Origin of the sequence: Sphingobacterium sp. B29 (genome assembly GCF_001952815.1) — a bacterium.
Lineage (GTDB): Bacteria > Bacteroidota > Bacteroidia > Sphingobacteriales > Sphingobacteriaceae > Sphingobacterium > Sphingobacterium siyangense.
In genome coordinates this window covers 5,468,996-5,492,938 of record NZ_CP019158.1, presented here as the reverse complement: position 1 = coordinate 5,492,938, position 23,943 = coordinate 5,468,996, and the positions used below count along the sequence as shown (strand labels likewise).

The window sequence follows — 23,943 nt, the reverse complement described above, 5'->3', positions numbered from 1 at the left end:
TAAGCTTCTTTTACGAAAGAAGCTTTTTTGATTAATATAAATTAGTATGGAGGTTAGTACAAGGGAATCGCTAGAAGAGATTCAAAATTTTGACGGAAAGTACCCAAAGCAAATCTGGAGTTTGTTTTTTTCCGAGATGTGGGAAAGGTTCTGTTTCTATGGTATGCGCGGTATGTTGGTGTTCTTTATGATCACACAATTAAACTTTGCTGAAAAGGATGCCAATTTACAATATGGAGCGACACAGGCATTTGTTTATGCGTTTACATTTATAGGTGGGCTGTTTGCAGACAAAATTCTTGGTTTTAGAAAGTCTTTATTCTGGGGTGGCTTATTGATGATCGTAGGGAGCTTATTTCTTGCAGCAGATCCGCATAAGTATTTCTTTTTTGGTTTATCATTTATCATTATAGGTACCGGTTTTTTTAAACCCAACATATCGACGATGGTAGGCGAGCTGTACAAAAAAGGTGATGTTCGTCGTGATGGTGGTTTTTCATTGTTTTATGCGGGAATAAATTTAGGTGCATTCTTAGGCGGATATATCTGTGTTGCGATCGGTAAAGGATATATGCTGACGTCAATTATTTCTGAGGGACATCGTTGGAATGTTGCTTTTGGCTTGGCGGCGGTAGGAATGTTGGTTAGTTTAGTGAATTTTCATTTCACTAAAAGACATTTGGGGCCAATTGGACTTCAGCCGGGTAACCCTGATGCGATTGTAAAAACAAAGGCACTTCCAAAATGGGTAGAATATGCTGTATATATTGCCACGTTGATTTTTATCCCTATCATTCAGATCATGGTGTCAAAAACGCAGTATACAGACTATTTTATGTACACAATTGGCCCATTGACGCTTTTGTATCTTTTCTATGAAATGTCTAAAGTGACTGCTGAAGAGCGGAAGAAATTAATTGCTGCCCTGGTGTTTATTCTTTTCTCGATTATCTTTTGGGGAATATATGAGCAAAGTGGCGGTTCCTTAAGCATCTTTGCTGCTAAGCATTTGAATGATTCTTTATTGGGCGTTATGACGCTCGATCCAAATGGTGTTAACAATTCAGGTGGAGCGTTATTTATTATTGCATTAGCACCTCTTTTTGGCCTTTTTTGGATTTGGCTGGGCAAACGTAAACTTGAGCCAAATACCATTATTAAGTTTGGTCTTGGTTTTGTTTTCTTGGGATTAGGTTATTATGTTCTATTTGCTACGCGTTTATTCGCTCACGACGGTATGACCTCATTGGATGTCTTTACGCTTGCGCTGCTTGTTATTACCGTTGGGGAGCTTTGTCTATCACCAATTGGTCTTTCCATTATGACGAAATTGTCTCCGGCGAGATTGCAAGGTATCATGATGGGAATGTGGTTCTTGGCGAGTGCTTACGGTCAGTATGTAGCAGGTTTGATCGGTGCTAGTATGGCCGAAGCTAAGGAAGGCAGTTCCTTGGCGGATAAACTGGTGACTTATACGGAGAGTTATAAACAATTAGGCTTATATTCTCTGATTGCTGGTGTGGTGCTTATAGCCTTGTCGCCTGTTGTGCGTAAATTGATGGGTAACGTGAAATAAGCGTTAATAATTTTGACACAGTAAAGTTATTCGTTCAACATAAAAAAAGCTTGATTATTAAATCAAGCTTTTTTTTATATCAATAAATCCATTTGAATTTATAATCTTTTTCTGGAACCTTCATCCGATCAGCCAGTCTAGCCAAACGATCGGGTAGTTTCAGTAGATAATCTCTCGCTTTCTCACCTTTATCATTCAGGCCAGTAACTTGATCTATTTTCCACTCACTATTCAGCTCTTTCAAGATATCCACGTAGTCCAAAGCAGTATATACTCCCAATCGTTGGGCCGCGTCCGAGAAATGTGCAAATGCTTCTCCTTGGGGCTCGCCTGCTTCTCTTAAGAACTGGGCTGGCATAACGATTTTTTTACGCATCATATCCTCAAATGCAATCATGACTTCACTCGGGTCTACTGTGATTGCTTTTGAAATAAAAGACATATAGGCTTTGGCATGGCGTGCTTCATCAGATGCGATGACACCACACATTTTTGCCAAAAGTTTATCACCGCTTTTTTTAGAAAGCCCAGATACACGACGGTGGGAAACGTTGGTTGCCAATTCCTGAAATGAAGTATAAATAAAATTCCGGTAAGGGTCTGCACCAGTGCCGATATCAAAACCGTCTTGAATAAGATATTGTGTAGACATTTCAAATTGGCGCATGTCTATTCTGCCTGACAAATAAAGGTATTTGTTCAACAGGTCACCGTGGCGGTTTTCTTCAGCCGTCCAAGCGCGTACCCATTTCATCCATCCACCCTGCTCGTTTTTGTCAACATCTTCTACCATGGTTAACCATGATTCGTACGTTGGAAGGGCCTCTTCGGTGATGGTGTCTCCAACTAATACTGCGACCAAATCATAAGAGAGTTCTTTTGCACTTTCCTGCAACTCTTTTACTTCCTCAAAAAAAGTGTCCCTAGAAGAATCTGGAAGAAAATCGGCAGGTTGCCACATGTCTTCAACAGGCTTCAGGTATTCGCTCATCTCATTGAGCATGAACGGTTCCAAATAGGCCATCACTTCTTTACGTGAGCCTTCTGGTAAATTTAGAGGTAATTCTTGCATATCATTACAAAGGTAACTAAATAGCATCAATAAATTATAAAAGCGAACTATAATTGTTTAAAATGCCAGAAAATCCTTTTTTGGCTGAGGATACCTTGGAAAACCGACATTGATAATGACATAAAAAACAGATTGGCCAGCCTGTATTCGATAAAATACTATTAACTTTGTATAAATTATTTAGACGACGTTGGAAAAATTTAATATAGATAAAATACGTGCCGATTTTCCGATTCTGAAGAGAGAGGTCAATGGTAAACCATTGGTTTATTTGGATAACGGCGCGACAACACAGAAGCCGAGTTCTGTTATCAATTCGATTGTACATTATTATACAGATATGAATAGTAATGTGCATCGGGGCGTACATTATCTTAGTCAGATATCGACGGACGCTTTTGAGGTGACTCGGAAAAAAGTTCAGGCTTTCATCAATGCTACTGAAGATAAGGAAATCATTATCACTAAAGGAACAACAGATGGAATTAATCTGATCGCAACTTGTTATGGCAGAGCTTTTATCCACGAAGGTGATGAGATTATTATCTCAGCGATGGAACACCATTCTAATATTGTGCTTGGCAGATGCTTTGTGATGAAAAGGGCTGTAAAATTCGGGTTATTCCGATGAATGATAAAGGTGAGCTTGATATGGATGCCTACCGCAATTTGTTTAATGAGAAAACCAAATTAGTTGCAGTAACCTATGTTTCAAACTCCCTCGGGACAATCAATCCTGTGCGTGAGATGATTTCAATTGCTCACCGACATGGTGCTGTTGTGTTAGTTGATGCTGCACAAGCGGTTCAACATATACAGATTGATGTTCAAAAGCTTGATGTAGATTTTCTGGTATTCTCCGGGCATAAAATGTACGGCCCTACTGGAGTTGGGGTGTTATACGGTAAAGAGGACTTATTGAACGCGATGCCGCCTTATCAAGGTGGTGGAGATATGATTAAAGAGGTTACTTTTGAAAAAACGACCTATAACGAACTGCCCTTTAAATTTGAGGCGGGTACGCCCAATATTGAAGCCGGTATCTGTCTGAACGAGGCTATCGATTATATCAATTCTATAGGTCTGGAAAATATCGAGGCCTACGAACACGATTTGTTGCAGTACGCTACGGAGAAATTGGCTGAAATTCCAGGTATGCGGTTTATTGGAACGGCCGAGAAGAAATGTTCCGTTATTTCATTTGTAATCGACGGCACGCATCCTTATGACGTTGGTGTGATCTTGGATAAATTAGGAATCGCTGTGCGTACAGGCCACCATTGTGCCCAACCTGTCATGGATAGGTTCGGCATCCCGGGAACTATTCGTGCTTCTTTAGCCGTATATAATACAAAAGAGGAAATAGATATTTTGGTCGCTGGTATCCAACGCGCGGTCAATATGTTGGTTTAATAAAAAATAGGTATGACCATTAATGAAATACAGGATGAATTAATTGAGGATTTTGCTTTCTTTACGGATTGGATGGAAAAATATGAGTACATCATCCAGCTGGGAAAAGAAGTGCCTCTAATTGATGAACAATACAAAACAGATGAATATATCATCAAAGGATGTCAGTCCAAAGTATGGCTTTTCCCGGAAATAAAAGATGGGAAAGTGTATTTTACGGCAGATAGCGATGCGATTATCACAAAAGGCTTGGTGAGTTTAATGGTCAAAGTGCTATCTGGACACAGCGCCAAGGAGATCGTTGATGCCGATTTATATTTTGTAGATAAAATAGGGTTAAAAGAACATTTGTCACCGACAAGGGCAAATGGCTTGCTATCCATGATTAAACAGATGAAATTGTACGCATTGGCATTGCAAGTGAAAGCTTAAAAGGGGATTATTCATCCCCTTTTTTTAATACTATTTTACATAGCTCTTATCCTGAGCTTGAGGTCTCTCTTGAAATTATCCTATGAGCTCCTGGATAATGATTTTTTTCATTTTCATGAGCGCTTCATTCGCCCCCGGTCGCTGTAGTAATGTTGCAATTTGTTCGGGTACGATCTGCCAGCTTACGCCGAATTCGTCTTTACACCAGCCACACATGCTCTCTTTACCTTTCTTCGTGATATTATTCCAGAAATAATCAATTTCCTGCTGATCTTTACAGAGGATTGTGAGTGAAATACCTTCGTTAAACGTGAAAGTTTGAGGAACTCCGCTATCCATTGCCATGAGCGTAAAATCCCGGACTAAAAATTGGGTATGTTGGATTGATCCGATATATTCACCTGCTGTGTATTTCATGATCCCATTGCTTCGAAAATCATGAAATAATTCTGCATAAAATGCTAAAGCCTGTTCACAATTTCCCTGTTGCTCTCCGCAATACATTAAGGTTGGTACAATTGCCTGTTGGTTGGTGTCGCTTAGTTTACCGAGGTATAATTGCCAATTGACACCAAACTTGTCGGCCAGCCAGCCGTAGTAAGGGCTCCAAGGGTAGGAGTTTAGTGGCATTAAGGTATTGCCGCCCTCAGAAAGTGAATTCCAGATACGATCAATTTCCTCTTTGCTTTCGCAAATGGCCATAAATGATATGGAGGGGTTGGGTTTGAATATGGGGCCTCCATTTATTCCAATAAATTTTACACCGTTTAGGACAGCTTCAACAACGATGGGAGAGCTATTGCCAATATGGCTTTCGGGGAAGATGCGACAGTAAAGATCAAAGGCTTCCTGCGCGTTTTGATCAAACCAAATGGATGGGATAATTGAATTATTCATCATTTTCTTTTTGTTTTAGCGTTCACCTATTTGTATTTGTCGTTCAATCCCTTTTTAGCGAGGACCAACGGCTTAATTTTTTCAAGACGGGATTGTTTCGTTTTTTCTTGCTTGGCCTCATCGATGTACGCGATGTATTCTTTCTGTTTTCCTGGTGTTAAAGCCCGGAAACTTTCCCCGAAGGTCGGATCTGCCTGTAGTGCTTCTAATAATAGGCCAGTGGGGGCCTTCGTTGGAGATTTCGTTGGTTTGAGCTCTTTTCCCTCGTCAATGGTTTGGATGGATTCTTGGATATAGGCGGCTATTTTTTCGACATCCATATCCATAACGTCTTCAAAGCGCCATTGTCGTAATGCTTTCGTTTTTCCTTCGGAGGCACTGATGAGATGTTTATCCGGATCGGCTAAGAATACACCATTATAAAACCAGAGGGAAAAGAAATTTTTAAAGCCGCCCCAACCGATGACATTTTTTCCTTTATGAGTATAGATGTAACTCCCCCATTTGAATTCCTTTTTTAAGGAAGTTTGCCGGATGATTTGCTGCATGAGTTCTTCGGCCTCCTGCCAGTTCCCTCGGCTTTGGTACCAATTAGGGCCTTGTTTGTCTTTAAGCTTATCAATATTAAAATTGACAATATCGGTAATTATTTGTGTTGGAATCGGTTGATCCAAGGGGATTTGTATCGCACCTTTTGTGGTCTTAAAATTTTTGAGTTCTGTAGCGAAGTACGCAATAGCAGCTGGTCCTGGATAGAGGCCCAAATGGTTTTTGTTCATCGCAAAATGGATGATATTACCCTTGTATCTGAAGGTCGGCATTTGATAAGAGATCGTTTCATCTGCAGAAGGAGGGACTAAGCCAGCAATAAGCTGTCTCACCTTGATCAGATATTCTTTTTTCTCCTCTTCAAATTGATTGATATATTCGTCTATTGTTGCGATGCTCGTTGCCATAATTTGTGTTATTCTTTGATTCTCGTATACTTATTTTCAATAAACTGTATCGTTTCGGACATAAGCTGATGGAGTATCTCTATATTGATGTCACTTAATTTCTTGATGTATATGCAGGCTTTGCCTATTTTGAATTTCCCGAGCTGATCGACCAAATGTCGGTGCTCATCGGCACCGGTAAATACATAAAGGGAGATTGCTGATTTTCGGGGACTAAATCCGATCAAAGGAGCATAGCCTTCATGCCCACTTTCATAGGTATAATGATAGTTTCCAAATCCGATGATAGTTGGTCCGTACATTTTAGCCGGCTCACCCGTTGTGGCTTCCATAAGTTGTATCAGTGTTGCACTATCGATTTGTTTTTGTGGGTCGTCAACTGTTTTTATAAAGTCTTGGACAGATGCTTCGGTATATGCCGTTTTATTTTTTGCCATGTATAGTTGAAGTCTTTGCCGGATATTCGGATAACTTTAATTGGAATATATTGTGTTTGAAGTAATTCGATGAGCAGCTATTTTTAGATAGCACTATTTTTGGAACATAAAATCGAAAGCTCCAGTTCTCAGATTGATATCATATTCTAGATAGGCTTTCATACACGCTAAAAAGTTGGCCCAACCTTCTGTTTGTCGCATCATAATCAGAATTCCATCTGCATCGTTGTTCATTTCGTGTTCTGTAATCTTTATGACCGTCGCGTTTTCTCCGAATGTGGATAGTGTGATTTCTACCAGTTGATTGGGAAGTCCTCCACTCCAGTCAAAAGAGATATAAGAATTGGGGCTGATGGTTTTTCCTGTCACGGGAAAACTGTCGGGAAATTCTGGAAATGTCCATTCTACCGTTTTATCTGTCTCTAGACGTCCAGTTGAAGATTTTATAAAATAGTGATTCATTTTATTAGGATCTACAATGGCCTCAAAAACTTCGTTGATTGGTTTCTGAATTTGGATGCTGGCTTTGGCGGTTAGTTTTTCCATATTAATTTAAAGTTTTAGACAAATATTCAATAAATACAGATAGCTTGTATCTGATTATGTTAAAAATATTTAAAGATCTTTTGGTGACCATGGGGGCAATCTATTGCTTAGATCACTGTTTATTTATTTTAAGATGTATATACGATATAAACATCCTATTAAAGAATAGGTTTTCTTTTTTGGGACTCGGATCAATATTTCCCCTAAAACGAACGAATTGTACACTAATAAAATGTAGTTTTAGATTATTTTTGATTATAGTTAAAATCGATCCTGTATTCCTTCCATTAGGTCACCAGGAACGATAATTCAATAAATTTAGAAAGGGTGTCTGCCTGAAATCCTTCAGGTTGGATTTGCCATCTTCATAAAACCAAGTTATGTTTAAAATCAAGTGTTTTTTTCTTCTTATACTTTCTTCGGGAATATTGTTTTCGAGCGCACAGATTAAAAATGTAAATGAGGGCAATGAGGCTTCAAATATGTTTAATGATGCGACAGCACGTGATAAAAATGCGATTGTTGAAGCAGAAACTGGTTGGTGGAAACAAGCTGCATTAACTCGTGAACAACGCCTAGAAAAATGGAAGGTAGCCTCATTTGGGATGTTTGTTCATTGGGGTGTTTATTCTCAATATGGAAATATTTGGGAGGGGAGGCCGGGAGGGGGCTATGCGGAGCATCTGATGCGTGTGATGAAAATCCCACGTACTGAATACCTTGATTCTGCACGTAGATTTAATCCTTTAAAGTTTGATGCAGAGGAATGGGTATTGTTGGCAAAAAATGCAGGGATGAGATATTTTATCATCACGGCTAAGCATCATGATGGCTTTGCGATGTACCCTTCCGCATTTTCAAGTGATTATTCATTGTCAAGCACCGCATTTAAAAGGGACCCATTGGCGGAATTAGCAGTAGCCTGCCATAAACATGGGCTTTTGTTTGGATTCTATTACTCACATGCTTTTGATTGGGAGCATCCGGATGCTCCGGGCAATGACTGGGATTACAGTAATCCAGGTGGGGATAAATTGTTGGGTGGTACAAATTGGTTTGACAAACATCCAGAATGGTTGACAAAGGCCAGGCATTATGTAGATCAAAAGGCGATTCCACAGATTGAGGAGCTTATTCAGCGCTATCATCCGGATTTGTTGTGGTTTGATACACCTCATAAGTTGCCGCTATCTGAAAACCTGAGAATTTTAAAGGCTATTCGAACAGCAGATCCGAATATCATAGTCAATGGTCGATTGGCCCGTACAGAGGAAAAGAATTATGGCGATTATCTGAATACGGCAGATCGACCTGAGGAGTATTATCCAGTTGCTTCTGGCGCTTATTGGGAGGCCATACCAACTACAAATGAATCTTATGGCTATTCGTCGACCGATAAGAGCCATAAACCGACCGCTCATTTTATCAAACTCTTAGCGAAGGCTAGGGCCATGGGTGGGAATATTCTAATGAATGTTGGCCCAAAAGGTGACGGAAGCATCGACAGTGCTGACGTGGAAATTTTAAAGGGCTTAGGACAGTGGATGCGGGGGAATAGTGAAAGTGTCATTGCTGTTGGACCATCTCGTTTACCTCGTCAGCCCTGGGGAGTCATTACACAGCGCAAAAATACCCTGTATTTACATATTTTCGAACGCCCTCTACGGAATGATCTTATTGTCGGCGGACTGATTGCTAAGGTTAATTCTGTTTCGTTATTGTCGGGAGAAACGATCAGAAAATATAGATCCGAAAAAGATGGACTGCATTTTCCTATAGATCAAATTACGTCTCAGAAGGATGACCTGGTTGTGGTGGTGCAATTGAAGGATACGATAGCTAATCCAATAAATCCTGATTTAATGTATGTGGATCATAATATCAATAAAAATCGGCTACTGACCTTTTATGCAAAACAGATAGGTAGTCCGATGAAGTTTGGGGATGGTAAAAGGAATCGCTACTATGTGACGGGGTGGACTAGTTTAAGTCAAGGTTTGAGATGGGAAACGAATGTGTTAAATGGTGGACGCTTCAAGGTGGCTATACGGTATGTGAAAGATGTTGCAGGTACGGGAGGGAAGCTCGGCTTAAATTTAGGGGGGAAGAATATGGATTTTACAATAGATCCGTCGTCTTCTGTCAGTTTGCATGACAATCAACTGGAATTGGGTACGGTGCTATTACCAAAGGGCAAGCAAGTTATTGAATTACATGCCCATACTATAGCGGGGGCAGAAATGGTGAAGTTTTTGGAAGTCATATTGCTGCCCGAATAATTTGTATTGAGCTTAGTGAGCATCTGTCGATCCTTTGTTTAAATCTATCTAGGTTTAATACCAAGAACAGCTAGTCGAAAGATTAGCTGTTCTTGTGTTGACTGGTACGAAATTCGAATCAAAAAAAACGATATAAATTTTTCACTTGTTATGGACTAATGCTGTGTCTGATTTAATGATTAAAAGTAACTTTTTTGAGAACATTCAAATACTGTGCAGAACTATACATTTACTAATTCAAACATTACCTTTACTATTTTATGGTTTTAGTTTTGCTATCATTGTGGCAAGTTTGATGAAAATTAAACCAGACAAAATGAAAAAGATAATCCTTGCATTGCTAAACGTCGTTATTATGCTATCTGCTGCAAATGCACAAAATGGCATTAACTTTTATCGCTCGTACGCTGCTGGCGGAAGATTAGCTATGTTTGTTGATAGTGCAGCCAAAAACGTTTATTATGGAAATATATTTCCAAATCAACCGCAGACCTCTTTTAATTATTTACAAGGAATTAACGATATAAGTGTCCAAATCTATTTTAGAAAGACAGAACGTGTACAGGATTATCGGTATACAATCTTGGTGGATAACAAACCTTTAGCGATAAATAAGTTGATCGACACTGCACGGCTGAAAAATATTGATAGAGGGGAGGGGGAAATACGACGCTCTGCTACGTTAGGTACCTTCTCTATAAAAGATAAAATCATTACAATACTCACCTATGACATCCAAAGACCGCAAGATGTTTACAAAAATGTGTTTTACGGTAGACCAATTCCGAAAGCGAAAATTAAAACTTTTGCAAAACGCTTCGCTACTAAAGAAGGTATTGATTACAGCTATATCACAGATCCGAAAGAAAAGACAAGCATTATTTTTACCCGCAAGGACGATGAATTAACGATCGTAAAAGACAGGTTGGATATTGATTATCTCTACTATACCTCCATAAAAGATAAAAAATCAAATAAGATCATCTTCGAATCAACAGCTTGGCAATATGGGGGCTACCTTGATGAAGCCTATAAACTTTCACCTTATATAAAGATTGATAAAAGCATTTTCAAAAAATCGGGAGATTATGAAATTATCATTCAGCCATTGATCAAATGGGATAGATACTCGGATTTTGATATTTCATCAGAAGAAATAGAAAAATATGTGACCCGGCATACGCTTTCTATAACGATAGATGAAGAAAGTTATACCAAATTAGAGCTTTTTACTTATGCGGCAATTGGAACATCTTCCATTGGATTCGTGTTTCTTGTTATCCTCTATCTCTCAAAAAAAAGTAACAAAAAAAAGCTGGCAGAAAAAGAACAGGAAGGAAGCATGATAAAGCTACAGCTTAACTCCATTCGTTCCCAATTAAATCCTCATTTTTTGTTTAATGCACTTTCTGGTATCCAAAATCTGATAAACAAGAATGAAATAGACAGTGCGAATAAATACCTTTCTAAATTCGCTCGCTTAACGCGTAACGTGCTTAAGGATAATGAGCGGATTAGTTTATTACAAGAAAAATCTCTATTGGATGATTACCTACAAATGGAGCAATTGCGATTTGGCTTTCAGTACACCATCAATCATTCTGGAGACTTAGATTTGGCAAACATAGAAATACCAAGCATGTTACTTCAGCCTTTTGTAGAAAATGCAGTGAAACATGGGATGGAGCAAAAAACTACTTCTGGCAAAATTATGATTGAATTTATGAAGCAAGCAGATAACTTGGTCCTAACGGTTACCGATAATGGAACTGGATTTGACACGGAAAGAAAGTACACTGGTTTGGGCCTTCAATTAAGTGACAGTAGAGTAGCACTTTTAAATAGAGTTTATAAAGAAAATCGTTTTATCTTAGTTATACAATCAAGCATTAATGGCACTAAAATATGTTTAACATTAACGGATTGGCTATAATATGATGAGAGCAGTTTTAGTAGACGACGAAATCTCCAATTTAGAAAACCTACAGGCTTTGCTAGAAAAACACTGTCCGCAGGTAAGTGTAGTTGCGATGGCGCAAAGCGTGAGAGATGCTGTTGATGTTATTGGAAAATATTTGCCTAATCTAGTGTTTCTTGATATTCAAATGGGCGATAAGACAGGCTTTGATCTGTTAAAACTGCTGCCATGGCGTGATTTTGAAGTTGTTTTTGTTACCGCTTACGACCAATATGGAATACAAGCTGTAAAATTTGCGGCATTAGATTATCTTTTAAAACCTATAGATATTGAAGAATTAATGGATGCGGTAAATAAAGCTGAATATAAATTGGCTACGCAGAAACAAAATTCACAGCTCGAATTTTTACTACAGCAACTAAAGAAACCCAAAAAGAACGTGGGCAAGATTGCTCTACAGATGCAAAGCGAAATCAGGTATGTTACTTTATCCGAAATCATACGTTGTGAAGCAGATAATACTTACACGCACTTTATCCTTGCGAATGGTGAAAAAATTTTGGTTTCTAAATCGCTTAAAGAATATGCGGATCTACTGCATCCCAACGGATTTGTAAGAACTCATCAAAGCCATCTGGTAAATCCAAAATACGTGAAAAGCTGGTTAAAAGAAGACGGTGGTATTTTACTCTTAATGTCTGGTGAAAAAATACCTATTTCTAAGCCCAACAGAAACATGGTGAAACAAGCCTTGCAGCAGCTCTAATCTAGTCTATTGTAATCCCCGCTTTATAATCTGATCGCCTACATGATCCAGGTTGGTGCTATGTGCTCAGATAGCTTTTAAGGTAAAATACCGTAGAAATATCTTTCATAATCCATTCGCGAAGTTTAGAAATACAGGAACTTGTAGGAATCTTGCCCGGAGGGCAGCACTTTGGTAACGATTGTGAAGCCATTGTAGTTAAGGTGATCAGCTCCATAGCGATCAAATAACCAAGTTTAATCATATACCGAGCCTAATGATGAAACATTCACTTAAGGTAATGATTATTATTTCAAGGAAATTCTGGCTTTTCTATTCTTTTACCAACGGTATCTTCTTGGAGGTCTCGCATACCAACTTATACCTAATAACAATTTTCAATCAATTTTTAGACAGTGATTGCTCAGTGATTATTCAGTCTATACTGAACCATCACTGAGTAATCACTGAACAAACACTGAACGAGCACTGAACAAGCACTGTAATAAAAGCGAATTTTGTCCCTACTTGATCCTAATTTGTGCAGCTAAAAATTAAAAAAGAAAAGGACTACGCTTAGATAACAAAACGATCGTTATTGTGGGGTAATAGAACATTTTGGGATGTAGATTAACATGTTCCGATCAAACCCTGTCTACACTTCTTTCGGGTTCAAATACCGATAAAGCAAAAAAAGCTAATCGTAAGATTAGCTTTTCTTTTGTGATCCCGCTGGGATTCGAACCCAGGACCCATACATTAAAAGTGTATTGCTCTACCAGCTGAGCTACGGAATCCTTTCTGTTTTTGAAAGTGATGCAAAGGTAGAAAAATAAGTTATTTGCGCAAAATGTTTTTGTCTTTTTTATTGATTAAAGTTGTAACTATTTAAAAATTACCGAATTATTTTTTATTAAAAAAGCCTTTTAGAAACTTGTGGATAGGATTGATTTGTATGGAGGCTGTTCGTTGGAACGAGGAGGTGTATTTTTAATGCAGGATAGCCATAAAAAAAGTCAGCTAATTGCTGACTTTTTTATTTTTTAGGGTTGTATTGCTAACATTATTCAGTTACCACACCCATTTTGCTAAACTTATCAATTCTTTCAGTAACTAATGTATCGCTATCTTTAGCCGTCAATTCAGCAAGATCTTTCAACAGCTGGCTTTTTAGATTAGCCGCTGCTGCCGCGGGATCTTGGTGAGCACCACCTAGCGGTTCAGGGATAATACCATCAATCAAGCCGTTGCCCAACATGTCTTCTGAAGTCAATTTTAATGCCTCAGCGGCTTTTTCTTTATGATCCCAGCTTCTCCATAGGATAGAAGAACAAGATTCAGGCGATATGACCGAATACCAGGTATGTTCCATCATGTAGACTCTGTTTCCAACGCCAATACCCAAAGCTCCACCTGAAGCTCCTTCACCAATAACAACGCAAATGATTGGAACTTTCAATACAGCCATCTCCATGAGGTTACGTGCAATCGCTTCACCCTGTCCGCGTTCTTCAGCTTCAAGTCCTGGATAAGCACCCATCGTATCAATTAAAGTGATCACAGGTTTGTTGAACTTTTCAGCCATTTTCATTAAACGTAGTGCCTTTCGGTAGCCTTCAGGATTGGCCATTCCGAAGTTGTGGTATTGACGCTCTTTGGTGTTTTTACCTTTTTGATGACCGATGATCATAACGGCATTACCATCAATAGAAGCCATACCACCGACAATCGCTTTATCATCCTTAACGGTTCTGTCACCATGCAACTCGATAAATTCGTCGCAGATAGCTTCTATATAATCATAAGTCTGAGGGCGATCCGGATGGCGTGACATTTGAACGTTCTGCCAGCCTGTTAAATTGCCGTATATTTCTTTTTCAGTAGAAGCAAGCTTTTCTTCAAGCTCACGAACGGTTGCGCTCATGTCAACTTGAGTTTTTTCGGCAACTTGAGTTACCTTTTCAATTTGCAATTGCAAGTCTGCAATTGGCTTTTCAAAATCAAACGTGGTTTTCATATATCTATTTTATGAAAATATTCAGAGGGCTAATTTAGCGCATTTTTTCTGAAATTAAAATTAGGGAGGATAATATCATTGGAATTCCTTTGTTACATTTGCGTTATAATCGTACTGGTGGCTTAGTTTTTGATTGTAGGCCTGTGAAAAATGTTGACTTATGCTGAAAAAATATTTTTACTTTCTTTTGTTACTGATCTTACCTACACTTGTTCGATCAGAAAGTTATCCTGAGGTTTTATTTGACAATAGTGTTATCAACGGGAGTTATGCTAAGAGTATCGCTCATTATACTGGTGAATCATGGATCCAAAATGTGAGCTATAGCCTACCGGTTTCCGATAGTTTGTTTTTTACGCCAGGCAATTCGCTTTCTTTGCGGTACGTTTCTTCTCCTAATGGTAAATGGGAGGCAAGTATTTTAAACGATAAACAGAAATTTCCCTATTTAATTGCCAAGGATGATCAGCTAACTTTTAAGCTTTTTATTCAAAGCAATACTGAAAAGGGACAATTGCCAAAAGTCACCTTACAGCAAAATGATACAAGGACAAATGCTGTGGATATCGCAAATTATATCGATGATTTTGCTTATGATACTTGGCTTAATGTTTCCATTCCAGTCGCCAAATGTGTAGGAATTTCATTAGGGAAGCCTGTTTCGGCTTTAATTCTTGAACAAAATGGAACTGCACTGCAGACAAATCAATTATTTATCGATCAAATAGAGTTTTTGCCCAAAAACTATCCAAAGGTAAGACTGTCATCAGCAGCTATCTTATCTAAGATCAGTTCCGTGGATAAACAAGTCGAGTTGGTCTGGCAATTGCCGCTAACACCAAGTATTCGCTACGTGAAAATCTACCGTTCGGAAGATAAACTCAATTTTCAGCCGATCGCAATTTTACCCATCTATGTACAGAAGTCGCTCGATAGGGTAAATGAATATAACAAATCTTATTATTATAAGATCGCTTGGGTAGACTATAATTATGTTGAATCTCCTTTTTCTGAGGTTAGGGAGGTACAGACAAAAAAAGGTACGGATACGGAGATGTTAAATTTTATCCGGAATGCTCATGTGAATTATTTTATAGACAACTATGATGTGAATAGTGGTATGTTTCTGCCTGATCGAGGCAATAGGCAGGCTATTGTATCTACAAATGAAACTGGCTATGCGATCTTGGGCCTACTTGTGGCGGGAGAGAATAACTTGATCTCGCGACAAGCTCTTTTGGTCAGGTTAACACGGATTGTAAAATTTTTGAGCAGTGCACAACAACATCAAGGGATCTTTACAGCGCTTTACGATGGCCGGTCGGGGGTGCCTTATTATCGCGATTCAATTCCAACGTACGATTTGCGCGGAACCTCACATATCATGGAATCGCTTTTAATCGCCCGGCAATATTTTTCTAAAGAAGATCCTGTGGAACAGACGTTGAGAAATAATATTACGAAGCTCTGGGAACGCATAAATTGGAACTATTTTACCGACGCACAGAATCCTGATGTACTCTGGAATAAGTGGTCGCCTGTAGACAGTACAGCTAGATCGAGGCCTTTGGGGGGATTTAACGAGAGTTTGGGTACCTATTTACTGGCGATGTCTTCACCTACCCACCCTTTAGCTATTTCAGCTTATATCAATGGATTTGCAACCAAACATAAAGGCAACGAATTGTATTTTGGGGATGACTCCAGTGATTTGGTTCCTGAACTCAAAATGAAATTAAATGATTCTTTGGCGCTTTCAATAAGTGCAAACCCTTTAATTGGCGATAGGGGAAATGCCGGAATTTCGATCTACTCCGACGACAAAGTTATTTTTGCCAAGAGTATTTCAGGCGGCAGTTTAAATGAATCATTGATGTCTGTCTATCGTCCCTTTTTGATTATGGATCCTAAAGGGAAAGTAGATGATTTTGTCGATTACAAGAAATATTTATCGAATTATATTCTTGCCTATAAACGGAGAGATAATGAAATGAGTATAGGGACTCGATTTACCGATATTTGGGGAGTGGAAAATGTGGAAGATACCTATCAGGGGTATTTGGTGAATCCTGCAATAGCTATTGCAGCTTACCCATTTGAAAAGGAGATTGGTCTAAAAGCATTACGTAAATTTTACGAAGAATACGCTGATGTGTTATTTACACAATATGGTTTCAGAAGCTGGATTGATATTAAAAACAACGATGTTTCTGAAACTTATCGTGCGAGGAATCAGGCAACGATTGCCGTGATGATCGAGAATGCAAATTCAGGCATGATTTGGAAATTGTATGAGAATATTCCTGAGGTAAAAAAGACTTTAGAAAAAGTATATACCAAGAAATAGATTTGTTACGTTAGATATGACGTAAAACGGATGTCATATTGGACTTTTTTCGCTATATTTACTTGCTTAAATCGATATTAAATACGTTAGAAACGACATGCTTAGAAAAATTAATTTGGGAATTTTAACCTTATGTGCAAGTTTATCGTTATTTTCCTGTAAACAACAAGCTATTGTAGTCAATCCAGGTGCAGTTGTAACAAAAGATGGAACTGATGATGGTTTGAAAAATGTGAAGAAGGATTTTAATGATGCGAAAAGAACTGATGAAGGGATTAAGTTTAGTATATCGTCTGATTTATTGTTTCCAACAAACTCTTCTTACCTATCTGAGAAGGCGAAAACTGAAGTTAGTAAATTAGCGTTGATCTTGAAGGAAAGTAATAATAAGATCAAAGTTGATGGATATACTGATGCTACGGGTACTGTTGAGTATAATCAGTGGCTTTCCGATAAAAGAGCGGCGTCTGTTAAGAAGTTCTTGGTAGATTCTGGGGTTGCTGAATCGCGCATTACGGCAAAAGGTTTCGGTCAATCAAATCCAGTTGGAGATAATAAAAGTCCGGAAGGACGTCAAAAAAATAGAAGAGTGGAAGTTACTATTTTAGATAAAAAATAGTTTATCAGACCAATTCTTAATATAAAAAAAGCGAGATATTTAAGATATCTCGCTTTTTTTATGCAGTTATATGGCGGTTTTCACACCGCTGTATATGGTCTCCCGAAACAAGATGTTTTAAAACAGGAGACATCGGAATAGGGCCTGTTCTGCAGAAATTGTTTTCGATAAAATCCGGGCCTAAGACAAATAGCGTTGAAAAAGATGAATTTAGAGGAAGAAAATAATAGACAGAAGCCAATTTTTCGGGAAGCCATGTGGTTTTGGTTTGTGTTAGGTTGGATAAGTTTTGGTGGAACAACCGGCCATGTGACCATTATGCACGATTTTTTGGTCGAAAAAAAAAAGATGGGTAAGTAACAGGAAGTTTTTTCAGGCACTCAATGCATGTATGTTGTTGCCGGGACCGGAAGCGCATCAATTGACGATTTATTTAGGATGGAAGTTGCACGGCATAAAAGGTGGTGTGTTGGCCGGGGTATTTTTTATTGTTCCCTCACTTCTTATTATATGTGGACTCAGTACACTATATGCTCACTATGGCAACTCCGCATTGCTTATTGCTTTATTTTCGGGTTTAAAACCTGCAGTTCTAGCGATCATTATATTTGCAACCTTTCGGGTGGGGCAGAAATCTCTTGTCAGCACATGGCATTATTTGGTAGCATTGGCCGCTTTTCTTCTATCGTATTTTGCTGGGGTTCCAATGCCCTGGATTATTGTGGGTGTGATCGCTGTTGGTCTACTACTATATGCAATCTTGTCAAAAACTTCGAAAATTGATGCTAATCGTGAAAATGAAGACAAGCAGTTCGAATCTACTTATTATGTCAATACGCTCGAAACACTTCCTTCGGTATCCTACCGTCGTATTTCTCTTCAGGTGCTGCTGTTTTTCTTACTATGGTTGATTCCGTTGAGCATTTTGCTGTTTTTTACCATCGATACTGAATTTTGGAAGACACTTTCTTTTTTATTTACAAAGTCTGCGTATTTGACAATTGGAGGTTCTTATACCGTCATTCCCTATGTTGCAGCTCTTGTGACAGAGAAATTGTTTTGGCTTTCGAAGAGCCAGATGATCGATGGATTTGCTCTTGCAGAGACGACGCCGGGGCCTTTAGTGGTTGTTTTGGCCTATGTTGGTTTTATGGCTGGCTTCAATCATTTTCATCAGTCCTATTCCATGGCAGCAATAGGTTTGATCACTACAGCATATTTTACCTTTTTGCCAAACTTTGCCTTGATTTTTGTTGGGGCACCACTGATTGAACGGACCCAAAAAAATACATGTATACAATTTATCCTATCTTTAGTGACTGCATCCGTAGTTGGTGTAATCGTTAATTTAGCCTGTTATTTAGGTATAGGAATTCTATTTCCAAGTGGTGTCAGTTCTTGGTATGCCATTGAGCCGATGGCTCTGGTTTGGGTGTTATTTTCACTTTTTCTTTTATTCAAGTATAAAATAGGCATGTTGAAACTTATATTGTTGAGTCTGGCCTACGGCTTTCTCTTATTTTTATGGCGATAAAATAAAATGTCTATTGGCTGATGAGTTTCGCAAGCAAGTTTATTGAAGATTGAAGGGAGTTTTGTGAATTTGATAGGGCCATTCGAGGTAACATACGCGCATAAACAAGAAAAGCCCATCGTTAGATGAGCTTTCTTGTACCTAGGGCGGGAATCGAACCCGCACTCCCTTAACGGGAACAGGATTTTAAGTCCTGCGTGTCTACCAGTTCCACCACCTAGGCAGGTGAGCGAAAAACGAGATTCGAACTCGCGACCCCAACCTTGGCAAGGTTGTGCTCTACCAGCTGAGCTATTTTCGCATTGGAATTTTATTTCAATTTTTAAAAGAACCTTGCGTTCCTTTTTGGTGATGCAAATATAGAGCGAAAATTCAATATTGCAAAATATTTATTTACTTTCTTTCTGTGTTTTTTATAACTCCTTTGAATTCAGTGTAGAAAAAATTAAATCACTTTCAAATCCGCGGGATAGTGCAAACTGATAAACTTTGTTTTTAACTGCATAGTGGTTCTTACCACTAATTTCACGGAGTTTTTTGTCAATGATATGATTTAAGATTTGTTCATATTCATCTAGATCGATTTGCTTAAAGGCAATTTTTATCAATTGTTCGGATACCCTTTTTGCTTTGAGTGCCTGCTTGATTTTTACTTTACCCCAGCCTTTCATGCGGAGTTTTCCGTTACAGTAGGCAATAGCAAAGCGTTCTTCATTTAAAAAATTATCGCTGATCAAATTAGCCAATACATTTTCGACTTCTTCTTCGTTTAGTCCCCAACTGTAGAGCTTATCGCGTACTTCTTGCTGTGCGCGTTCTTGATAGACGCAATAGCTTTCCGCTTTCAACTGCGCCTGATGCTGCGTTAATATCTTCTTGTTTCTTTTTTCTTCGTCAAACATATTGTCAAAATTTCAAAAATAATATGAAATAACTAAAAAAATGTTCAGTTTTGACACAATCAAAATATATCAGGAGAATGTACAAAATATCGGAAATCGCCCAGATTTTACATCCTAATCGCACATTTATAACGGATCCTAATTCTTTTGTCCAGCATTTATTTTATGACAGCCGTAAAATTGCCCAGGCGGACAACGGGATTTTTTTTGCACTTCAGAAGAACAGAGATGGTCATCGGTATATCCGGGAAGCCTACGAAAAAGGAGTTCGTAATTTTGTGCTTCAGGCCGAGGAGGGACAGGAAATGGAGCTTTTGGAAGCTAATATTCTTTGGGTATCGGATAGTTTAGTTGCTATGCAGGAGCTGGCAACTTTTCATCGTCAGAAATTTGATTATCCTTTCATCGGAATTACTGGGAGCAATGGCAAAACGATTGTAAAAGAGTGGCTTTTCCAGCTTATGTCTCCTGAATATAAGATTTACCGAAGTCCTAAGAGCTATAATTCTCAACTTGGTGTGGCTTTGTCCTTGTGGGGATTGTCCGATCAGTATAATCTTGCGCTAATCGAAGCGGGGATTTCAGAAAAGGGGGAAATGCTGCGCCTTGAGCAGATGATAAAACCAACTATAGGACTATTAACCAACATCGGTGTTGCCCATAAAGCTGGTTTCAAATCTAAGGAGGAAAAGATTTATGAAAAGCTCGAGCTTTTTAAAAATGTTGAAACTATGATTTTTCCAAATAGTTACCTCGAAAATATTCAATTGCCATATAGACCACGAAAATTTTCTTGGGGGCTTGATGAGGGCCTTTCGTTGGAAGTATACTCCATCAAACAGGTTAACGACCGATTTACTATGGTCACGTTCTATTATACCGGTCGCACCTTTGCTGTTGAAGTACCGTTTGTGGATAAAGGTAATGTTGAGAACGCGATAAATTGTGTAGCGGTGATGCTACGTTTTGGTTATGAAAATGAAGTGATCGCATCGAGGATTAAAGAGTTGCAGCCAGTGGCGATGCGTCTTGAATTAAAAAAAGGAAAAAAGAATAGCTCCATTATCGATGACTCGTATAGTAATGATCTAGATGCGTTGCAGATAGCCCTGGAGTTTTTAAATCAGCAGGGGCAGCATCCGTTCAAGATGTTGATATTGTCGGATATCCCTGGTGTCCATATCGAAGATGAAAAAAGTTTGTCCAAGCTGAAACGTTTGCTTCGTGAGTATCGTTTGGATAAATTGATATTGATAGGCGAAGTGTTGCCTAAAGTGGCATCACAATTTGATGTGCCTTCTATTTCATATAGCGATACAACTGCTTTCTTGGCCGATATTAGGTCGCTTTCTTTTGAAAATGCCACGGTGTTATTGAAAGGAGGACGTGAGTTTCATTTTGAACGTATCAGTCAGCTTTTAGTTGCAAAATCGCATGATACAGTGCTTGAAATCAATTTGAATGCACTCGAGAATAATTTGAACGTATATCGACAGCTGCTGCCGAAACAGGTGAAGTTGATGACCATGGTCAAAGCTTTTTCTTATGGTAGTGGAAGCTTCGAGATCGCAAATCTTTTGCAATTCAATCGGGTGGATTATCTGACGGTTGCTTTTGCGGATGAGGGAGTTGATTTGCGTGGTGCGGGCATAAAATTACCTATTGTAGTGATGAGCCCTGATGAAAGTTCTTTTGAGTCCATTGTTCAGTATAACCTTGAACCGGAAATTTATAGCTTTAGAATATTGTTCTCCTTTTTGAATTTTCTGAAAACGAAACAAATAGCTTCTTTTCCGATTCATATTAAGATAGATACAGGTATGCATCGGTTGGGTTTTATGCCTGACGAGGTCGATCGTTTAATAGCGGTGCTACGTGCGGAAGCGATTTTAGAGGTTAAATCTGCATTTTCCCACTTAGCGTCTGCAGGTAATGAAAAGGATCGGGAATTTACACAACGACAAATTGATCTGCTGGATGAGTTTACAAAGCGTCTCGAAAGTGGTATAGGATATTCTTTTCTACGTCATATTGCAGCAACATCGGGTATTGAATTGTGGCCGAATGCATATTTTGATATGGTGAGGTTGGGGATAGGGCTCTATGGTATCGATATTGAGCGCCATGATTTACCCATTAGGGAGGCGAGTACCTTGAAAACGAATGTGACACAGATTAAATACCTCCCGGCAGGTGAAACCGTAGGTTATAATAGGCACGGCGTCCTGTATAGAGACAGTAAGATTGCGACAATTAAAATTGGTTATGCGGACGGTTACGATAGGCGTTTTGGTAACGGTGTGGGTAAAATGTTGATAAACGGGTTTTTAGTCCCTACTATAGGTGATATATGTATGGATATGTGCATGTTGGATGTTACGGGTGTGGAAGTTGGAGAGGAAGATGAAGTTATCGTGTACCCTGATATAAAGTCAGCGGCGAAAGCTATAGGAACGATTCCTTATGAACTGCTGACGAGTATTTCCCAACGCGTAAAAAGAGTATATTTTTATGAATAATAAAGGATATTCTGCATTTTTGAATAATATTTGATTTTCAATTCATGTTTAGCAAATTAATCAGAGGATTTATTAATTATTTGATACGAGGTATCCTGGTGGTGGTTCCTCTAGCTGGTGCTATTTTTTTAATAGTTTGGATTGTTGCATCAGTTGATTCGGCATTGAATCTAACTGAACATTTTTTGGAGGATGATAGAGGGCACCCCTTGTATATTCCAGGAATAGGTATTCTGACCGTTATTTTGGTATTGGTTCTGGCGGGGCTTATTTTTACAAATTTTGTGACAGACCCCATTAAAGTGTGGATTAATCATCAGATCCAGCGGATTCCGCTTTTAAATACCTTATATTCTTCGATTAAAGATTTTACAGAGGCCTTTGTTGGTGATGCAAAGAAATTTAATGAACCTGTCCTGGTGACGGTGAATGAGTTTGGTCTGAAGAAGATAGGTTTCTTAACGCAGCATGATTTAAAAAGCATTGGGCTTGAAGAAGAAGTTATGGTGTATTTTCCATATTCCTACTCTTTTGCAGGGCAGGTCGTCATTATCAGTGCAGATAAGGTGAAAAAATTAGATATGTCTCCAACAGATGCCATGAAACTCGTTGTTTCCGGTGGTGTGAGCGGGATAGCCCATTAGTCGGCTTTCATATCGGTTAAGTAAAAATGCTGGAAGTCGTTGTATGATTTCCAGCATTTTTATTTTTTTGCTTATTCTGTCTTTCTACTTTTGGGGCTTTTCCAATTTATACGTCCACGTTGTTATTCGTATAGGGCATTGCTATTGATTTTTTTTTCTGCCCTAAAGTCGGATTTACTGGTGGGATTGGAATATAGCCGTCATCGCCAGGTACTTTTGGAAATTCATGATTTTCCCATTTTTCGCGCGCTATTTTCAATGTTTCAATGTCTGAAGCGACGAAGTTCCAGTCGATATATCGTTGTTCAGGAAAGGGTTCGCCCCCAAAAATGTAAACTGAAGTACCCGCCCTCATTTCGAATTCACATAGTTTCGCATCCTTGGCAACTAAAATCTGTTTTGGACCGAATTCCTGGCCTTCCGCATGAACAGTTCCATGAAGGATATACAATCCACTTTCGCCATATAGGTAATCGCCCAGTTTAATGGTCGCATCTTGTTCTGCTTTGATTTCAATAAGATATAATGGACTATATACCGGAACCTCGGAACGATGGTTTTTAATTTCACCTGCAATTAAACAATAAGATACACCGTCTTCGGTCCAATGTGGAAGCTGCGGTTCTTCTATGTGAACAAAATTAGGTTCCATTTTTTCGAGTTCTTTTGGTAGGGCCACCCAAATCTGCAGCCCATGTAGGTCGTGCGGGGTAGATCTCAGCTGTTCGGGAGTTCTTTCGGAGTGTGTGACACCCTTACCAGCCGTCATCCAATTGACTGCTCCAGGTTTGATCTCCACGGCATTTCCTAAGCTGTCACGGTGCATAATGCTACCTTCGAATAGATAAGTCAATGTGGATAATCCGATATGCGGATGTGGAGCAATATCCATAAAGTGCGGTTCGGCAATGTTATCAGGTCCCATGTGGTCGATAAAGATAAAAGGGCCGACCATACGTTTCTGCCTGAAAGGAAGAAGTCGCCCAACTAAGAAATTGCCTATGTCAGCGGCTCTTTCTTCAATAACTATTGCAATATTTGACATAATGTTTCCTTATTTTTGTGTTTCTAATCTAAAGCAATTTAAGAA

General features: G+C 38.9%; 20 protein-coding genes, 3 tRNA genes and 1 pseudogene. 12 read left to right on the top strand and 12 right to left on the bottom strand.

Annotated features, from left to right (window positions below; genetic code table 11):
- The first annotated feature begins 46 nt into the window (after nucleotides 1–46).
- Nucleotides 47–1,576 (top strand): peptide MFS transporter, encoded by a 1,530-nt coding sequence (locus BV902_RS23575; protein WP_075994022.1) that lies wholly within the window; start codon nucleotides 47–49, stop codon nucleotides 1,574–1,576.
- Nucleotides 1,577–1,655: 79 nt separating this feature from the next.
- Here BV902_RS23575 and BV902_RS23570 read toward each other — a convergent pair whose 3' ends face one another.
- Nucleotides 1,656–2,648 carry an acyl-ACP desaturase gene (locus BV902_RS23570; RefSeq protein WP_075994021.1) on the bottom strand — a complete coding sequence of 331 codons (993 nt, stop codon included), beginning with the start codon at nucleotides 2,646–2,648 and terminating at the stop codon, nucleotides 1,656–1,658.
- A 190-nt stretch (nucleotides 2,649–2,838) separates the two neighbouring features.
- On the opposite strand from BV902_RS23570, the pseudogene BV902_RS23565 reads away from it, so the two are divergent.
- Together BV902_RS23565 and BV902_RS23560 are read left to right on the top strand one after the other, a co-directional pair.
- Nucleotides 2,839–4,061: pseudogene (locus BV902_RS23565) on the top strand (SufS family cysteine desulfurase).
- Between the two features lie 12 nt (nucleotides 4,062–4,073).
- Nucleotides 4,074–4,493 (top strand): SufE family protein, encoded by a 420-nt coding sequence (locus tag BV902_RS23560; RefSeq protein WP_075994020.1) that lies wholly within the window; start codon nucleotides 4,074–4,076, stop codon nucleotides 4,491–4,493.
- Nucleotides 4,494–4,568: 75 nt separating this feature from the next.
- On the opposite strand, the gene BV902_RS23555 is transcribed toward BV902_RS23560, so the two are convergent.
- The 4 genes from BV902_RS23555 to BV902_RS23535 all read right to left on the bottom strand — a co-directional run bounded on the left by BV902_RS23555 (nucleotide 4,569) and on the right by BV902_RS23535 (nucleotide 7,329).
- A complete protein-coding gene (locus BV902_RS23555) occupies nucleotides 4,569–5,393 on the bottom strand; it encodes a VOC family protein (RefSeq protein WP_083663747.1) in 825 nt (274 codons plus the stop codon).
- A gap of 23 nt (nucleotides 5,394–5,416) precedes the next feature.
- Nucleotides 5,417–6,346 (bottom strand): DUF1801 domain-containing protein, encoded by a 930-nt coding sequence (locus tag BV902_RS27875; protein ID WP_216640406.1) that lies wholly within the window; start codon nucleotides 6,344–6,346, stop codon nucleotides 5,417–5,419.
- 8 nt (nucleotides 6,347–6,354) lie between these two features.
- On the bottom strand, nucleotides 6,355–6,783 hold the full coding sequence (locus BV902_RS23540; protein WP_075994019.1) for a DUF1801 domain-containing protein: 429 nt from the start codon (nucleotides 6,781–6,783) through the stop codon (nucleotides 6,355–6,357).
- Nucleotides 6,784–6,876: 93 nt separating this feature from the next.
- A complete protein-coding gene (locus tag BV902_RS23535; protein WP_075994018.1) occupies nucleotides 6,877–7,329 on the bottom strand; it encodes an SRPBCC domain-containing protein in 453 nt (150 codons plus the stop codon).
- Nucleotides 7,330–7,709: 380 nt separating this feature from the next.
- Here BV902_RS23535 and BV902_RS23530 point away from each other — a divergent pair, with 380 nt between their 5' ends.
- From BV902_RS23530 to BV902_RS23520, 3 genes are all read left to right on the top strand, one after another.
- Nucleotides 7,710–9,608, top strand: coding sequence for an alpha-L-fucosidase (locus tag BV902_RS23530; protein WP_075994017.1), 1,899 nt, complete (start codon nucleotides 7,710–7,712; stop codon nucleotides 9,606–9,608).
- Nucleotides 9,609–9,924: 316 nt separating this feature from the next.
- Complete coding sequence (locus BV902_RS23525; RefSeq protein WP_075994953.1) at nucleotides 9,925–11,541, top strand: sensor histidine kinase; 1,617 nt, start codon at nucleotides 9,925–9,927, stop codon at nucleotides 11,539–11,541.
- A 1-nt stretch (nucleotide 11,542) separates the two neighbouring features.
- A complete protein-coding gene (locus BV902_RS23520; protein ID WP_335682249.1) occupies nucleotides 11,543–12,292 on the top strand; it encodes a LytR/AlgR family response regulator transcription factor in 750 nt (249 codons plus the stop codon).
- 58 nt (nucleotides 12,293–12,350) lie between these two features.
- Here BV902_RS23520 and BV902_RS27490 read toward each other — a convergent pair whose 3' ends face one another.
- The 3 genes from BV902_RS27490 to BV902_RS23510 all read right to left on the bottom strand — a co-directional run bounded on the left by BV902_RS27490 (nucleotide 12,351) and on the right by BV902_RS23510 (nucleotide 14,288).
- Complete coding sequence (locus tag BV902_RS27490) at nucleotides 12,351–12,536, bottom strand: hypothetical protein (RefSeq protein ID WP_157626207.1); 186 nt, start codon at nucleotides 12,534–12,536, stop codon at nucleotides 12,351–12,353.
- A 459-nt stretch (nucleotides 12,537–12,995) separates the two neighbouring features.
- Nucleotides 12,996–13,068, bottom strand: a tRNA-Lys gene (locus BV902_RS23515).
- Nucleotides 13,069–13,334: 266 nt separating this feature from the next.
- Entirely contained in the window at nucleotides 13,335–14,288 is a 954-nt protein-coding gene (locus tag BV902_RS23510) for an acetyl-CoA carboxylase carboxyltransferase subunit alpha (RefSeq protein WP_046671762.1), read from the bottom strand.
- A gap of 160 nt (nucleotides 14,289–14,448) precedes the next feature.
- On the opposite strand from BV902_RS23510, the gene BV902_RS23505 reads away from it, so the two are divergent.
- The 4 genes from BV902_RS23505 (at nucleotide 14,449) to BV902_RS23495 (ending at nucleotide 18,788) form a co-directional block, all read left to right on the top strand.
- Nucleotides 14,449–16,635, top strand: a complete 2,187-nt coding sequence (locus BV902_RS23505; RefSeq protein WP_075994016.1) for a glucoamylase family protein — start codon at nucleotides 14,449–14,451, stop codon at nucleotides 16,633–16,635.
- 97 nt (nucleotides 16,636–16,732) lie between these two features.
- Entirely contained in the window at nucleotides 16,733–17,254 is a 522-nt protein-coding gene (locus BV902_RS23500) for an OmpA family protein (RefSeq protein ID WP_075994015.1), read from the top strand.
- A gap of 204 nt (nucleotides 17,255–17,458) precedes the next feature.
- Nucleotides 17,459–17,614: a hypothetical protein gene (locus tag BV902_RS27870; protein WP_216640405.1), complete on the top strand. Its 156-nt coding sequence runs from the start codon at nucleotides 17,459–17,461 to the stop codon at nucleotides 17,612–17,614.
- 31 nt (nucleotides 17,615–17,645) lie between these two features.
- A complete protein-coding gene (locus BV902_RS23495) occupies nucleotides 17,646–18,788 on the top strand; it encodes a chromate transporter (RefSeq protein ID WP_075994014.1) in 1,143 nt (380 codons plus the stop codon).
- A 138-nt stretch (nucleotides 18,789–18,926) separates the two neighbouring features.
- Here the strand turns inward: BV902_RS23495 and BV902_RS23490 are convergent.
- The 3 genes from BV902_RS23490 to BV902_RS23480 form a co-directional block, all read right to left on the bottom strand.
- A tRNA-Leu gene (locus BV902_RS23490) sits at nucleotides 18,927–19,011 on the bottom strand.
- Nucleotides 19,012–19,016: 5 nt separating this feature from the next.
- Nucleotides 19,017–19,089 (bottom strand) — tRNA-Gly (locus BV902_RS23485).
- A gap of 112 nt (nucleotides 19,090–19,201) precedes the next feature.
- Nucleotides 19,202–19,690: a regulatory protein RecX gene (locus tag BV902_RS23480; protein WP_075994013.1), complete on the bottom strand. Its 489-nt coding sequence runs from the start codon at nucleotides 19,688–19,690 to the stop codon at nucleotides 19,202–19,204.
- Nucleotides 19,691–19,767: 77 nt separating this feature from the next.
- Between BV902_RS23480 and BV902_RS23475 the strand changes: the two genes are divergently transcribed.
- Together BV902_RS23475 and BV902_RS23470 are read left to right on the top strand one after the other, a co-directional pair.
- Nucleotides 19,768–22,209, top strand: a complete 2,442-nt coding sequence (locus tag BV902_RS23475; protein ID WP_075994012.1) for a bifunctional UDP-N-acetylmuramoyl-tripeptide:D-alanyl-D-alanine ligase/alanine racemase — start codon at nucleotides 19,768–19,770, stop codon at nucleotides 22,207–22,209.
- A gap of 44 nt (nucleotides 22,210–22,253) precedes the next feature.
- Entirely contained in the window at nucleotides 22,254–22,853 is a 600-nt protein-coding gene (locus BV902_RS23470; protein WP_046671757.1) for a DUF502 domain-containing protein, read from the top strand.
- A 106-nt stretch (nucleotides 22,854–22,959) separates the two neighbouring features.
- Here BV902_RS23470 and BV902_RS23465 read toward each other — a convergent pair whose 3' ends face one another.
- Nucleotides 22,960–23,898, bottom strand: a complete 939-nt coding sequence (locus BV902_RS23465; protein WP_075994011.1) for a pirin family protein — start codon at nucleotides 23,896–23,898, stop codon at nucleotides 22,960–22,962.
- Nucleotides 23,899–23,943 lie beyond the last annotated feature (45 nt).